Here is a 16,401-nt window from a genome sequence, read left to right on the forward strand (position 1 = left end):
AGTAAAATAGAGAGGGGCATCATAAAATGGTTACATATTATAAGATCGGGGATGCGTTCTGCGCGTCCGTTCACGGCAATCTGCCGTATGAAAAAACAGAAAAACCGGCAGCGGGAACGAAGCTTACCTGGCTGTTTACCGGAGCTCCGGGAAGCCGCCGCGCGTCATTTCTTGTCGATCACCCGGCGGAACTCTTTGCAGAAAAAGAGGATGTCAGCTGGTTAAATACAAACAGATTGGATGCGTCCGCAACTGACGGACAGATCGGGGAGCTCCCGCAGGAAGTCATGGACCAGATCAAGACCGGGACACTCCGCGCGGTCAACGCATCCCATCCGAAATTTAAGGAAATCCTGGCATACGAGCCGAAAGACGGCAAAAAGCGTGTCCATGTGCTGGCGATCGGCGATGTCGGAAGCATGCTTTTGACAGGACTTCACCTTCTCGGCGGAGATGTGATCTCCTCGATCGGGATCTGCGATATCTCCGACAAAGTGACCGCCCGCTGGGAGTTTGAGGAGAACCAGATCGCATATCCGTGGGACTACGACGCGATGCCGGAGGTGGATGTCGTGGCCCCGGAACATCTTTTTGACTGCGATGTGTTCGTATTTGTCGCGTCAAAGGGAATCCCGCCGGTCGGCTCCGGCGTCAAGGACGTCCGCATGTACCAGTTTGAGAATAACTCGAAGATCATCGGCCATTACGCGAAGATGGCGAGAGAGAAGAACTTTAAGGGACTTTTCTGCGCGGTATCTGATCCGGTCGATCCGCTTGCAAAGACCGCATTTCTCGAGAGCAATAAGAATGAGGCCGGGGAATATGACTGGATGGGACTTCTCCCGGAGCAGATCCAGGGATTCGGTCTCGGAGTCATGAATGCCCGGGCTGCATACTATGCAAAACGCGATCCGAGATTCAAACAGTTCCTGACAGAGGGGCGTTCCTTCGGACCGCACGGACAGGACCTTGTCATTGCGGATTCCATCGAAAATTACAACGATGAGCTCTCGAAAGAGCTGACAAACCTGACTGTCACCGCAAACCTTCACATGCGCGCCATCGGCTACAAACCGTTTGTCGCACCGGCATTCTCTTCCGGCGCGATCTCGATCTTAATGACGTTGAGAAAACAGTGGCACTGCGGATCCGTCTTCCTCGGCGGCGTCTACATGGGCGTGAAGAACCGCTATACGGATCATGGAATCGAGACGGAGGCACTGGCGCTGCCGGAAAAGCTGTACGAGAGGATCGAATTTGCGGCGGAGAACCTGGCGAAGATCGTGTAGAGGATGGGGAACGCATATTGTTTCTTTTTTATAGGAGAGTGAGACATCATGGAGAACGACAGATTACTTGTATTGTACCCGCAAAAACGTGGTTCGGAGAAAGAGCGGGCGCGGCTGGATGAGGTTTTAGAGGCGGCACTGGACGGGATCGATGCAGAGATCGTGGAGAACATGGATCTCCTGGAACAGGACCCGGAAAGATACCGGGGACGGCGGCTCCTGTTCGCAGTTCCGCTCGGAAAAAACGGCATCAACCGCGGTTACTATGAAGTCCTCGCCTGGCTGCGCGGCGGTGAACAGGTCCTTTCCGGTGCTGTCGGCGGCATGATCATCGATGCGGAGAGTGAATTTTACACGAAAGCGACGGCGCGGGAGTTGGCGGTCGCGGCGAACCGTGCCGGCTGCGCGTTTGTCGGACGGCCGCTGGTGGAAGGAACTGCCTCTCTCGACAACTATCTGATCCAGGCTGCGAACATGAACACGGACCGGTTCGGTGCCTATAAAAAGAGTGCGCAGATCCTGGCTCATGAGATCCTGGAGACAGAGTGGGAGCCGAAGAAAGAAGCACATCTGCTGGTGCTCCACGCTTCCAACCATAGAACGTCCAATACGCTGGCGATCTGGCAGAAGGTGAAGGAACAACTGGATGATCGGATCAAGATCCAGGAGGTCAACCTGCGGAACGGTACGCTTGTGGACTGCTCGGGATGCCCGTATCAGATGTGTCTGCATTTTGGTGAACAGGGAAAGTGTTTCTACGGCGGAGCCATGGTGGAAGCAATCTATCCGGCGGTCAAGTGGGCGGACGCGATCCTGCTCCTCTGTCCAAACTATAATGATGCGCTTTCGGCCAATATGACGGCCTTCATCAACCGGCTGACGGCGTTGTTCCGTACAACGAGATTTTACGATAAGGCGCTGTTTGCGATCATCGTATCCGGATATTCGGGGAGTGATCTCCTCGCCGGTCAGCTCGTCACGGCGTTAAACATGAACAAGACGTTCTATCTCCCGGGCAACTTCTGTATGATGGAGACGGCGAACAACGCCGGAGCGGCGATGAAGCTGCCGGGGATCGAAGACAGGATAAGGGAGTTCAGTGAGAGAGTCACGGATACATTGTTGGAGAAAACGCAGAAATAAAGATAAGTGAAAGGCAGACTGAAAATAGAACTGTATAGGTATGGCGGCACAGAAGAGAAAACTGTGCCGCCATATTTTATCTCAGTCAGATAAGACTTCCGCATTTTTGGATGGTGGATAATACAGATTCATCTTAGTGGGAGGAGTATGATCTCTGCTCGACATGAATTTTGAGATATTGTAATAATTGCACAACCTATGCATATATGTACAATTTAAAAGTATAATCATGCACAAATAATCGCAACAATTTTATAATTTTAAGTAATTGCACATCAATACTTTATATTATGGAAGCAAACACGGCTGATTGCGATAAAGATAAGAAAAGAGTCGAAATTTCAGACGTTTACCAAAATTAACAAAATTTGTTGCAAAAGTTACAGACGCGCTGTATAATAAATTCGTAAGCTTCCTTTGTTAAAAACTGAACAAAGGAACAGAAAAAAGGAGGTAGAAAGATATGAGAAAGAGATTTTCCGCAGCAATTGCCCTTGCACTGTCCTGTGCGATGATGTTGACTGCCTGCTCCGGCAGCAAACCGGCAGAGACAACCGCCGCCGCAGCTGATACAACAGCAGCCGCAGCAGAGACAACCGCAGCCGCAGCTCCGAGTGGTGACGTTCAGAAGCTGACAATGGGAACCGGCGGTACAACCGGTACATATTACGCGTACGGCGGCGTAATCGCGAATGTCCTTAACAGCAAAGACATCGGTGTAAACATCAATGTACAGTCCACCGGTGCTTCAAAAGCAAATATCTACCTTGTAAATGACGGTGAAGCAGATCTCGCAACGGTACAGAACGACGTTATGGATTATGCTTACAACGGAACCGACCTTTTCGCAGAAGAAGGTGCAGCAAAAGACTTTACAGCAGTTGCAGCCCTCTACGCTGAGGTTTGCCAGATCGTTACATCCGGTGATATCAAATCCGTCGACGAGTTAAAAGGCAAGAGAGTATCCGTTGGTGACGCCGGATCCGGTGTTGAATTCAACGCTCGTCAGATCCTTGAAGCTTACGGCATCTCCTTCGACGATATCCAGGTCAACAACCTTGGTTTCGGTGATTCCGCAGATGCATTAAAAGATGGCAAGATCGATGCTTTCTTCTGTACAGCAGGTGCTCCGACAACAGCGATCGTAGAGCTCGCTACAACAAACACGATCAACCTTCTTACTGTAGACGATGAGCATGCAAAGATCCTTGCTGATGCACATCCGTTCTACACAACTTATAGTATTCCGGGCGGCTCCTACAAGGGCGTTGACGACGATGTACAGACTGTAGCGATCAAAGCTACTCTGATCGCATCTCCGAAGCTTTCTGAAGAGACCGTTTACAATATCACAAAAGCTATCTTCGAGAACAAAGATGAAATCGCTGCTACCCATGCAAAGGGCGAAGAGCTTGATCTCGATTATGCAGTTTCCGGTATTTCTGTTCCGTTCCATCCGGGTGCTGAGAAGTACTTCAAAGAAGTTGGAGCGATCAAGTAATTACCTTGAAAAACAGGAAAGCAAGATTCTTTACAGCGGCGGCAATAATCACGGCAATTATTGCCGCCGTTCTTGCATATACCTTTCGAAGCGGGGACTGTCTGGTCTTAAGGAACGGGGACACGAATGAAGAGCTTGCCCGCTTCCGGGTAAAAGAGGGGGATGAATTCTCAGTGACGTTCATCCACTCGGTCAATCAGTATCCGCTGACGGATGTCTACCAGATCCGCGACCATAAAATCTATGTGGTCCGCACCATCTACAACAATTTTGGCGCGGGCGTCCAGACGGAGCTCGAGGATGGGCAGACACTGACGTATGATGAAAACGGGGAGATGGTCATTTCCGGATTTGATAAGGAGATGCCGTATCTTTCGTACATCGTGGGTACGGTCTCGGACCATACACTCACGATCCATGGAAAAGAAATCAGTCTGAGGGAACTCTGCGGGCGAAACAGTAAAGTAGAGTTCTCGTGTGAACATAAAGGACTCTGAGACAGAAAACGTGAACAAAAGGCAGAAAGCATTCCGGAACTCTTCAGGGGTGTGAGGGAGGAAGAACGGAATGTGAAAAAAAGGAGGGATTTGTATGGCAGAGAAAGACAATATGAAAGTCAACACATCTCCTGTTGCGGATGTTGAGACCGGTACCGCGGAAGACGTCGAAGCCATCATGAAAAAGTATGATCGTGAATCGAATACCCGAGTCTGGGAAGGCGTTCCAAAACAGGTCATCCGCTATCTTCTGGCAGCATTTTCACTGTTAATGCTCTACATGAACCTGTTTGCAAACTGGGATGAGCGTGTGCGCCGTTCTCTTTTTGTAGGCGTTGTTATCATCCTTTCGTTCCTCATATATCCGATGAAGAAAGGCAGCACAAAGAAAAATTCGATCCCGATCTACGATATTATCCTCATGGTACTCGGAGCGGGTGCTTATTTCTACTTCGTTATCAACTTTAAAACGATCATCGGTCATGCGACCCGAATCAGCCAGACGGAGGTTATCGTCGGCGTGATCGGTATCCTGATCCTCGCAGAGACCTGCCGCCGCGTTGTCGGTATCCCGATCCTCTGTGTAGCGACATTCTTTATCTGCTACGCATTCTACAACGGACTCGGACAGGGCAGAGAATTTGCAGTCGTTTTAAAATCTGTTGTATACAACCTGTTCTACACGACAGGCGGTGTCATCGGTACTCCGATCGGTGTCTGCTCGACGTACATCGCACTGTTTATCCTGTTCGGTGCCTTCCTTGAGGCGACGGGAATTTCCGAGTTCTTTATCCAGCTCGCAAACTCCTTAGCAGGCGCTTCCACCGGCGGCCCGGCAAAGGTAGCCGTTATCTCCTCCGCTCTCTGCGGTATGGTATCCGGAAGCTCTGTTGGTAATACCGTAACAACCGGTTCCGTAACGATCCCGTTAATGAAAAAGACCGGTTACGAAGGCGAATTCGCAGGAGCCGTTGAGGCAGCTTCCTCCACCGGCGGACAGATCATGCCGCCGATCATGGGTGCCGCTGCATTCTTAATGGCTGAGATGGTAGGCGTCCAGTACGGCGAGATCGCGATGAGAGCGATCTTCCCGGCACTTCTTTATTTCACAGGTATCTTCATCACAGTACACCTGGAAGCAAAGAGACTTGGTTTAAAGGGTATCCCGAAGGATGAGCTCCCGAAATTCGGACCGTTATTCCTTCGTCAGGGTTATCTTCTTATTCCGCTGGTTGCCCTTGTTGCAATGGTTATGATGGGCTACACGATGTCCCGTGCAGCGATCATCGCTACCGCCCTTGCAATCCTTGTCAGCATGCCGAATAAAGAAACAAGAATGAACCCGACAAGATTCATCAACGCGTTGGAGGCAGGTGGTAAGAATACACTTTCCGTAGCTGTTGCCTGCGGCGTTGCCGGAATCATCGCCGGTGTCGTAACAATGACCGGTCTTGGACAGCTTCTGATCTCCGCAATCGTCGGTGTTGCCGGTGACCGCGTGATCGTAGCTCTGTTCCTTACTATGTTAACCTGTATCGTTCTTGGTATGGGCGTTCCGACAACTGCAAACTACATCATTATGGCTACCACATGTGCACCGATCCTTGTAAACGGTATGGGAATCAACAAGATCGCTGCCAACATGTTCGTATTCTACTTCGGTATCGTAGCAGATATCACACCGCCGGTTGCTCTTGCAGCTTACGCAGGATCCGCGATCGCGAAATCTAACCCGATGAAGACCGCGTTAAACGCATCCCGTCTTGCGATCGCAGCGTTCATCGTACCGTATATCTTCGCATTCAACCCGGCAATGCTCTTCATTGATACCGGTGTTCTCGGAGTTGTGACGATCATCATTACCTCCCTGATCGGACTGTTCGGTGTTGCAGCAGGTCTTGAAGGCTACATGTTTGCGAACCTGAATGTGATCGAGAGACTCTTATCCATCGTCGGAGGTCTCTGCCTGATCATTCCGGGAACCGTGACAGACCTTGTCGGCATCGTTCTCGTCGGAATTTCAGCGGCACTGCAGATGATGAAAAAGAAGAAAGCGGCTGTGGCATAGAAGAAATGGATGAAAGTTATATCGGAGTATATTGCAAAGAAAATTTGCATATGATATAATGGCTAAGAAAGAAATAGAACATAGTTCAAATTTACACAAAATGAAACCCCTCAGAGCGGCATCTCTGAGGGGTTTCTTCTCGTTTTATGTAGTTGAGCATCTACAGGTTAGTTACCGATCCAGTTTACTGTCTAACCATTTGATGATGTAGTGACATACCACACCAGCCATGACAGCAACTATAAAAGAAAAAACATAATCCAAATTTACACCTCCTTTCTGTCACCAGATTGGAGTGGGTAACGAGACGAGTATATCATAGGCAGGAGAAAATTGATAGTTACTCCAGTATAAAACAGAGATAAAAAATAGACTTTTGTGAGGAATATTTGTGTATGAGGAGATCCCTGTTTTCATTGATTTTATCTTGCAAGCGACATTAAAGTATGCTACACTTTCCGTAAAGTTTACCACTGTATCTGCGTAAAGAGAGGAAGGAAAAACGATGGAATTATTATATGGAAGTACCCGCGGCGGGGAGACTGGCGTGACAGCATCCCAGGCGGTATTAAAAGGACTTGCAAATGACGGCGGCCTCTATGTTCCGGAGCGCATTCCGACACTGGATGTGACGATGGACGAGCTTGCCGGAATGACATATCAGGAGACTGCTTATGCGGTAATGAAGCAGTTCTTAACAGACTATACGGAAGAAGAATTAAAATACTGCATTTCCCGTGCTTACGATGAGAAATTCGACACCGAGGAGATCGCTCCACTCGCAAAGGCAGACGGAATGTACTTCCTGGAGCTGTTCCACGGAAAAACGATCGCATTCAAGGACATGGCGCTCTCGATCCTGCCGTACCTTATGACAACAGCTGCAAAGAAAAACCATGCGAAAAATGAGATCGTGATCCTGACAGCAACCTCCGGTGATACAGGAAAAGCAGCGATGGCCGGCTTCGCCGATGTACCTGGAACAAGGATCATCGTATTCTACCCGAAAAACGGTGTCAGCCGCGTCCAGGAACTCCAGATGCTGACCCAGAAAGGTGCAAACACATCCGTAGTCGGGATCGAAGGAAACTTTGACGATGCCCAGACCGGCGTCAAGAAGATCTTCGGAGACAAAGAATTCGCGAAAGAACTGGATGCAATGGGATTCCAGCTCTCCTCCGCAAACTCCATCAATATCGGCCGTCTCGTTCCGCAGGTTGTTTACTATGTATACGCATATGCGAAACTTCTCGCAAACGGCGAGATCGCAAAGGATGAGAAGGTCAACGTTGTTGTGCCGACCGGAAACTTTGGAAATATTCTGGCAGCATATTTCGCAAAACAGATGGGCGTTCCGTTTGGAAAGCTGATCTGCGCGTCCAACGACAATAAGGTCCTGTATGATTTCTTCCAGACAGGAACCTATGATAAAAACCGCGAGTTTATCCTGACCACATCCCCGTCCATGGACATCCTCGTTTCCAGCAACTTAGAGCGCCTGCTCTACTTAAGCTGCGGAAGAGATGCCGCAAAGACAAAGGAACTGATGGAGCAGCTCTCAAAGAACGGAAAATACGAGATCACACCGGAGATGAAGGAGTTCATGAAAGACTTCTCCGCCGGTTACGCAGATATGGAAGAGAACGCGAAGGAGATCAAGAAGGTATTCGACGATACCGGATACTTGATCGACACCCATACAGGCGTCGCCGCAGCTGTTTACGAGCAGTATAAGAAAAAGACCGGTGACATGACAAAGACTGTGATTGCGTCCACAGCAAGCCCGTACAAGTTCTCTAGAAGCGTTATGGAGGCAGTTCTCGGAAAGAAAGAAGATGCCGATGAGTTCGCCCTGATCGACGAGATGGAACGTATTTCCGGTGTGAAGATCCCGCAGGCCATCGAGGAGATCCGCGATGCGAAGATCCTCCACAACCGCCAGTGCAAGCCGGAGGAAATGGAAGAAACTGTGAAACAAACCTTTTCAAAGTAGGGTAAATCGGTTATAATAAAATTATCATGACAACAGTACCTGTTGGGAATAGATGGCATCTGCTCCGCATATAAATGGAAACAGACGGAAGATCCGGCGGGACAGGCTGTTCTGTCAAAATAACGATTCAAATGGAGGCCTATATGTTAGTAACAGCGAAAGAAATGCTTGAGAAAGCAAGAGACGGCAAGTACGCAGTAGGACATTTCAACATCAACAACCTTGAGTGGACAAAAGCAATCCTGCAGACGGCTGAAGAACTGAAATCCCCGGTTATTCTGGGTGTTTCAGAGGGCGCAGGAAAATACATGACAGGCTTTAAGACTGTAGTAGGTATGGTAAACGGAATGTTAGAAGAGATGAAGATCACTGTTCCGGTAGCTCTTCACTTAGACCATGGTACCTATGAGGGATGCTTAAAGTGCATCGATGCCGGATTCTCCTCCATCATGTTTGACGGTTCTCATTACCCGATCGAAGAGAACGTTGAGAAGACAAAAGAACTGATTCGTATCTGCCGTGAGAAGGGAATGTCCCTCGAGGCAGAGGTTGGAGCGATCGGCGGTGAGGAAGACGGCGTAATCGGTATGGGCGAGTGCGCAGACCCGAACGAGTGTAAGATGATCGCTGACCTCGGCGTTGATATGTTAGCAGCAGGTATCGGCAACATCCACGGAAAATATCCGGCAAACTGGAAGGGCTTAAGCTTTGAGACACTTGCAGCCGTAAAAGAAAAGGTTGGCGATATGCCGCTCGTTCTTCACGGCGGTACCGGTATTCCGGAAGATATGATCAAGAAAGCAATCTCCCTCGGCGTAGCAAAGATCAACGTTAATACCGAGTGCCAGCTTGCGTTCGCGGACGCTACAAGAAAGTACATCGAAGCAGGAAAAGACCTTGAAGGAAAGGGATTCGACCCGAGAAAACTTCTCGCTCCGGGCTTCGACGCAATTAAAGAGACCGTTAAGACAAAAATGGAGTTATTCGGTTCTGTCGGCAAAGCTGACTGATCCGTTTAGCTTGCATTATCATGCAGTTAAAGAAATGTTCTCCCTCGCAGCAGGGAGAACATTTTTTCAAGCCAGTATTTTCCTACTGATCAGTGCAGTAGATGCGCAGACTTGCTGAATCGTTACGATTTTTGAACCAAATCCGTCTGATCCTGGCCTTTTTGCGGAAAGAGCCGGAGTATCAGGTAATTGCATACAGGATAAAACGTATGATTTTTCCGACAGCCGTGATCAGCTGTAGCCGTGTGTTTTACGCGCGTGCCGCAGCAAAATGCCCCATACGGCGGCTGGCTATTTATACAGAAACGAGGAGGAGCAGTTTATGAGTGAAAACATCAATGTAGAGGCGATCTTCGGAGAGAATGTGTTCAACGACTCCGTGATGAAAGAACGTCTCCCGAAGAGTGTCTACAAAAAGTTAAAGCAGACCATCGAGGATGGCAGCGAACTGGACCCGACGATCGCTGACGTGGTTGCCCATGCGATGAAAGACTGGGCAGTCGACAACGGTGCGACCCATTATACCCACTGGTTCCAGCCGCTGACCGGCGTGACCGCCGAGAAACATGATTCCTTTATCGGAAATTTTGATTCCCAGGGAAAAGTTCTGATGGATCTTTCTGGAAAAGAGCTGATCAAGGGCGAGACCGATGGTTCTTCTTTCCCGTCCGGCGGCCTGCGCGCGACCTTCGAGGCCCGTGGATATACCGCCTGGGACTGCACTTCCGCGGCATTCTTAAAGAAAGATGCAACCGGCGTAACACTCTGTATCCCAACCGCCTTCTGTTCCTACAGAGGCGAAGCGCTCGATAAAAAGACCCCGCTTCTCCGCTCCATGCAGGCCATCGACAAAGAGGCGACAAGAATCTTCCACCTTTTCGGCCACACAGAAGTAAAGCGTGTTACTCCGTCCGTAGGACCGGAGCAGGAGTACTTCCTGATCGACCGCGACAAATATTTAAAGAGAAAAGACCTGATCTACACCGGACGTACCTTATTCGGCGCGATGCCGCCGAAGGGACAGGAGATGGATGACCACTATTACGGTGTTATCCGCGAGCGGATCGGTTCCTATATGAAAGAGTTAAATGAAGAGCTCTGGAAGCTGGGCGTTACCGCAAAGACCCAGCACAACGAGGTCGCTCCGGCACAGCATGAACTCGCAACGATCTACACAAAGGCAAACCTTGCCGTTGATCACAACCAGCTCGTTATGGAAACAATGAAAAAGGTTGCAAGCCGTCACGGAATGGCGTGCCTGCTCCATGAAAAACCGTTCCAGGGCGTCAATGGTTCCGGTAAACATAACAACTGGTCCCTGGCTTCCGACACCGGCATCAACATGCTGGATCCGGGCGTGACTCCGCATGAGAATATCCAGTTCCTGCTTGTTCTTGCCTGCATTATGAAAGCAGTTGACCGCCATGCGGATCTGCTCCGCCAGTCTGCGGCTGTTCCGGGCAACGACTACCGTCTCGGCGCTCAGGAGGCACCGCCAGCGATCATCTCCATCTTCGTAGGTGAGCAGCTTGAGGATGTGATCGACCAGCTGATTTCTACAGGTTCCGCGACTCACTCAAAGATCGGCGGTACCTTAAAGACTGGTGTTACGACACTTCCGGATTTCGATAAAGATGCGACAGACAGAAACCGTACATCCCCGTTCGCATTCACCGGAAACAAGTTTGAGTTCCGTATGGTCGGTTCCTCCGACTCTGTTTCCTCCGCAAACGTTGTGTTAAATACGATCGTTGCAGAGGCATTCAAGGAAGCTGCCGATGAGCTTGAAAAGGCAGAGGATTTCGACCTTGCGGTTCATGATATGATCAAGAAACTTCTCGCTGAGCACCGCCGTATCATCTTCAACGGCAACGGCTACAGTGAGGCGTGGGTGGAAGAGGCAGAGCGCCGCGGACTCCCGAACTTAAAGTGCATGGTGGATTCCATCCCGGCACTTGTGACCGAGAAAGCGTTCAAACTGTTCGGCGATTTCGGTGTATACACGAAGGAAGAGCTTGTTGCGAGAGCGGAGATCGAGTATGAATCCTACGCGAAATCCGTCAATATCGAGGCGAAATCCATGATCAACATTGCCGGAAAGCAGCTGATCCCGGCGGTTGTCCGCTATACGACAGTTCTCGCACAGTCCTTAAGCGCTGTGAAGACTGCATGCCCGGAAGCTGACAACAGCGTCCAGACAGAACTTCTCATCGAAGTTTCCGACCTTCTCTCCGACATGAAGGTTGCCCGCGCGAAGCTTGAAGACCTGGTAGAAGAGTATCAGCACATCGAGAGCATGGAAAAACGCGCCCACTTCTGCTACGACGAGATCATCCCGGCAATGCAGGCACTCCGCAGCCCGGCCGACCAGCTCGAAATGATCGTCGACAAAGAATACTGGCCGATCCCGAGTTATGGGGATATGATCTTTGAGGTGTGATCACTGTAACATAAAATGGTGAAAATTAGTACATAAAAACACCGCTCTGGGAGGAATGTATGATTTCCTGCCGGAGCGGTGTTTTTTTGTAAACGGAAAAATTCCAAATAATTCAAATTCAGCCCTACTTCGGTCCGCCCGTCTGATACTCGGACAGATTTCCGGAGGACGAAGAACCGGAACTTCCCGGTGTGCTGGTGCTGGATGAGCCGGAGCTGTAGTTGTAGTTCGCGCCGGCGCTTCCAGGGCCGGTCACACTGCCGGTATTTGTATAATAATTGTTATTGCTGCTCGTTCCATTACTTCCGCCAGGACTTACAGTCGAAGTACCTGTACTGCCGCCGGGGGCGGTTGTGGAAGCCGAGCTTCCGGAAGTGCTGCCGGTTGAACCGGATGAGTACCCAGGACCGCCGGTCTGGTAATTTCCAGCCGCCATTCCGGTTCCTGACGAATTTCCGGATGGGCTGCTGGTTGAATTTCCGGTCGGATTCGAAGAAGGAGAAGTCGCAGTCGTTCCTGCATTTCCGCCCGGAGCAGATCCCGCCTGCGTTCCGGTCGTAATTCCATTCTGGCTGTTTCCGGTCGCCGGAGTTCCGGTATAATTACTTCCGTTGATCTGCGTTCCGGACGTTCCAGGCGTGTATACACTTCCCGCGGACCCGCCGCCGATCGCAGACGTCTCACTCAGGCAGACACCGCTCTTATTGAAGGTATAGTTGACATTGTTTACAACGAATGAGCCGTTGGAAACCATCTTTCCATCTGCCGGATTCAGATAATAATACTTTCCGCCGTCGTTCAGCCAGCCTGTGATCATATGTCCGGACTGGTTAAAGTAATACCAGCTCTGTTCGATCTGCTTCCAGCCAACCGACATCACACCGGATACCGTATCCATGTAATACTTGTTCGTTCCGTCACTCTGCCATCCGATGACCATGCGCCCGTCGGTGTGGAGATAATAGAACTTCCCGTCAAGCTGCATCCAGCCGGTCATCAGCTTTCCTTCATTATTGAAGTAATACCAGTAACCGTCAAGCTTTGTCCATCCGGCAGCCATCGCACCACTCGCGTCAAAATAGTACAGAAGCCCATCGATCGTTTGCCAGCCGGTCAGCATCGTTCCGTCCTGTTGGAGGAAATACCGCTTTCCGTCGATATCCGCCCACCCGCGGACGAGCTTTCCGTTGCTGCCAAAATAATAATATTTTCCGTCCATCTTCCGCCAGCCGGTTACCATCGAACCATCGCCGCGCAGATAATAGTAATCCGTATCGATCCGCAGCCATCCGGTTACCATCGCGCCGTTTAACAGATAGTAATATTTCCCATCGACCTGGATCCAGTCCTTTGCCATCGTGCCGTCGGAATTCAGATAGTACCATGCGTCCTCCGCCTGCAGCCATCCGGTCTTCATCTGCCCGGTGGTCGAGAGAAGATAGTAGTACTGGTTGTTTAAGAGGAGCCAGCCTTTATACTGGGTTCCATCCTGATTCAGGTAATACCAGCTCTGTCCGTCATTGATCCAGCCTGTCTGTTTTACATAATTCTTATAATAGTACCACTTGTCCCCGATCAGGCGCCAGTGGTTCGCCGGAAGTTTTCCACTCAGGTCCTTAAAAGAAAAGTTGATATCCACATTTCCACTGATCCCGTTTACGGTTCCCTGGTTTGACGCCTGCCAGAATGCCGCACCCTGGTAGGACGGTTTTGCGTCGTAGCGGGCGATCCAGACATCATAGTGGACCTTCGTCATATCGATCTTATTGTTGATCCAGTAATCATTGGTATAGACCATCGGATAATATCCGGCTGTCTCGACTTTTTTACAGAATGCGTTGATAATATCAGAAAGCTGCGCCGGAGTCAGATTGTTCATCTCCTGTGCTTCCACGTCGAGGACGACAGGATAGGAGATCGGGTAGTCCTTGATAAGGTTCAGGACAAAATCTGCGTCGGATTCCGCCATCGCAGTTGTTGTCGCGTAGGAGTAGAGGTAAACGCCGACCCGGAGACCAGCAGCGGCCGCCCCGCGCACGTTTGTCTCAAAATATGGGTCTACCGCGTTGTTGTAGCGGGCTCCGATCATCGCGAACTTGATATCATCAGCGGCGACTGCAGACCAGTTGACATTTTGCTGCCACTGGGAAACATCGACACCTCGCGACAGGATCCCGGTAAGGACGGAACCATCACTTCCGATATAAGAGCCGGATGCGTTCTTCTGCCAGGCCGCCGCCCAGGCCGGAAGCGCCGGACTCACAGCGGAAAAAGCCATGACGGCACTTAGAAGAAGCGCCGCCGCTCGTTTCTTTTGTCTCATGGAGATCCCCCTTTTAAACTTGTATTTCAATAAGAACGGGGTCAAACAGTCTTTGCCCCGGTATTTTCAATGTAAAAGATCCCGGGACAGCTGGCATTTTATCACAGCTCCATCCCGGGACCATATGGACGTTATCTGCGTATTTTCAGTATAGCATAAAAATACAGATACGTCTTGAAAAAATTCACAGAAAAATGCGGCAACTATTCGGCTTTTCCGATCCCAAGAAATTCCGGCGCAGTGATGATCTTCTTATAAAACTGCTTCGCATACCGGTACATCACGATCGTGTAATCGCCAAATTCCTCGCCGACACTGCTCTTATACACTGCCCACAGGCACCACAAAAATCCGCCGAGAGCGATATATGCGTAGTAGACGAACCGCTCCTCGGAAGTCGGCTCCCTGTGCAGGTAAGTCGTAATGAGCTTTTCGACCTCAAAATCATTATAATAAGAATATATCGCGCACATGCTCACATCGATCAGCGGATCGCACATGCCGGAGTACTCCCAGTCGATCAGGCGGATATCACCGTCCGGCAGGAATAGGAAATTGTCGCACACACTGTCGATATGGGACAGGACCTTCGGCCGGTTCAGACGGTCGAGGCGGTCGAGCAGTGTGAGCATGTGAGCTTTTACTTCCGGATAATCTTCAAAGAGCTTTTTCTCGTAACCGCGGCACAGCGCTTCATAAAAACTGATCCGCTCCCGGATATCGAAAGAATGGTCGACATGGAGCTTCGAATCATGGAGCTTTTCCACAAGCGCCATACATTTCGCCACATCATCCCAGTTGCGCGGATCGCTGTTGCGCGCGCCCTCATAATATTCAGAAATCTTGTAACCAGTCTCCCCGTTCATGTATACAACATGCTCGGTGATCCCGGATCCTTTTACGGCATCGTAGACAGCCTTTTCCTGTTTCCGGTTGATCAAGAGCTCGGTGCCCGGACCAGGAATCCGGCAGATATAGGACTTATCATGGACCTTGAACAGGAAAGACTTGTTGGTCATACCCGTTTTCAGGCACTTGATCCCTGTAATCTCGGATTCCGGAACATGAAGGACCTCGGAGATCAGTTCCATCGCGATATTGTCGGAATGATTCTGGTAGCGCTCATCGAAAAGGCGGAGCTCCTCAAGGTTCTCAAACTCGTACACCTGGTTGTCCGGCTGTTTGTTGATATACATTTCCGGCACCGGGAAGTGATGCTTGCCCGGAAGATGGCTGTCGACCTCGCCGTTTAAGAGGTCTGCGAGAACCTGTTCCCAGTACATCTGCTCCGTTCCCGGGGTATGATAATATTCTTCAAGGATCGGGAAGAACTGTTCCGAAAACTCTTTTGAGAAGAACACCGGACCATACATGACCCAGGAGTCCGCACCGCCGACCTTAACGCCGGTGAGCAGTCCTTTTTTGCTCGTCTCAAGACACCATTCGGAAGTCTCGCCTTTCATAAATACGGAAGAGTACCATGCGCCGCATTCATAAGTGTGGTACATATTATTCCGCATCCAGTTGTCGGACGAGAGAAGATATGTGTTTCTTCCGATAAAACATTCGCGGGCGCGGTAGAGTGTTGTCAGAGTGTTCTTATTGTGATATTCCGGGTTATAGAGAAGCTTGACACCGAATTTGTCGATCAGATACTCGAACTTCTCCTTTAAATAACCGACCACGATCGTGATATCTGTGACGCCGGCCCCATGAAGCTGCTTGATCTGGCGCTCGATCATGCGCTCGCCATAGACTTCTAAAAGTCCCTTCGGCGTCTCAAATGTCAGCGGTACAAATCTGGACCCGAATCCTGCCGCCAGGATCACGGCACTGTCCATCCGGTATTTTCTTAAAAGATCCACACCGCCCTTTAATAAGGAATAAGTCCCCTCAGCCGGATCAAACGTGAAGAGCTCCTGTGCCAACCCATCCTTCACGAGATGGTTGCAGGTCCCGAGCGAAAGATCCATCGCTGCCGCCAGCTCCCGCTGTGTCATCTTGTTGTTCTCATAAATATTTCTGCAGAGTAATCCCAAACGATCCATAGTCATCCTCCGAATCAGTTGAATCATGTTTGCGACACTTATCATGAAACATGCGGCCATGGAAACGTGGGAGAGTGTCCACACGTTTG

At 50.1% G+C, this 16,401-nt stretch carries 10 protein-coding genes; 8 read left to right on the forward strand and 2 right to left on the reverse strand.

Annotated features, from left to right (window positions below; translation table 11 throughout):
• Window positions 1-26 precede the first annotated feature (26 nt).
• From V2546_RS12940 to V2546_RS12975, 8 genes are all read left to right on the forward strand, one after another.
• On the forward strand, window positions 27-1,289 hold the full coding sequence (locus V2546_RS12940) for a lactate dehydrogenase (protein WP_329752555.1): 1,263 nt from the start codon (window positions 27-29) through the stop codon (window positions 1,287-1,289).
• A gap of 48 nt (window positions 1,290-1,337) precedes the next feature.
• Complete coding sequence (locus V2546_RS12945; RefSeq protein WP_486463595.1) at window positions 1,338-2,432, forward strand: flavodoxin family protein; 1,095 nt, start codon at window positions 1,338-1,340, stop codon at window positions 2,430-2,432.
• Window positions 2,433-2,895: 463 nt separating this feature from the next.
• Window positions 2,896-3,933, forward strand: a complete 1,038-nt coding sequence (locus tag V2546_RS12950) for a TAXI family TRAP transporter solute-binding subunit (protein WP_118298372.1) — start codon at window positions 2,896-2,898, stop codon at window positions 3,931-3,933.
• A gap of 5 nt (window positions 3,934-3,938) precedes the next feature.
• Complete coding sequence (locus V2546_RS12955) at window positions 3,939-4,430, forward strand: DUF1850 domain-containing protein (protein ID WP_182426839.1); 492 nt, start codon at window positions 3,939-3,941, stop codon at window positions 4,428-4,430.
• A gap of 94 nt (window positions 4,431-4,524) precedes the next feature.
• The gene (locus tag V2546_RS12960; protein ID WP_142412049.1) at window positions 4,525-6,498 is read left to right on the forward strand and encodes a TRAP transporter permease; all 1,974 of its coding nucleotides are present in this window, start codon (window positions 4,525-4,527) and stop codon (window positions 6,496-6,498) included.
• Window positions 6,499-7,003: 505 nt separating this feature from the next.
• Window positions 7,004-8,491, forward strand: a complete 1,488-nt coding sequence (gene thrC / locus V2546_RS12965) for a threonine synthase (RefSeq protein WP_329752556.1) — start codon at window positions 7,004-7,006, stop codon at window positions 8,489-8,491.
• A 143-nt stretch (window positions 8,492-8,634) separates the two neighbouring features.
• Window positions 8,635-9,501, forward strand: a complete 867-nt coding sequence (fba, locus tag V2546_RS12970) for a class II fructose-1,6-bisphosphate aldolase (RefSeq protein WP_329752557.1) — start codon at window positions 8,635-8,637, stop codon at window positions 9,499-9,501.
• Between the two features lie 322 nt (window positions 9,502-9,823).
• Window positions 9,824-11,941, forward strand: a complete 2,118-nt coding sequence (locus V2546_RS12975; protein WP_118532593.1) for a glutamine synthetase III family protein — start codon at window positions 9,824-9,826, stop codon at window positions 11,939-11,941.
• A gap of 124 nt (window positions 11,942-12,065) precedes the next feature.
• On the opposite strand, the gene V2546_RS12980 is transcribed toward V2546_RS12975, so the two are convergent.
• On the reverse strand, window positions 12,066-14,264 hold the full coding sequence (locus tag V2546_RS12980) for a GH25 family lysozyme (protein WP_329752558.1): 2,199 nt from the start codon (window positions 14,262-14,264) through the stop codon (window positions 12,066-12,068).
• A 203-nt stretch (window positions 14,265-14,467) separates the two neighbouring features.
• Window positions 14,468-16,312, reverse strand: a complete 1,845-nt coding sequence (locus tag V2546_RS12985; RefSeq protein ID WP_118532589.1) for a sugar phosphate nucleotidyltransferase — start codon at window positions 16,310-16,312, stop codon at window positions 14,468-14,470.
• Window positions 16,313-16,401: the final 89 nt, after the last annotated feature.

The organism is Clostridium sp. CM74B_53, from assembly GCF_036318045.1.
GTDB lineage: Bacteria > Bacillota > Clostridia > Lachnospirales > Lachnospiraceae > Pilosibacter.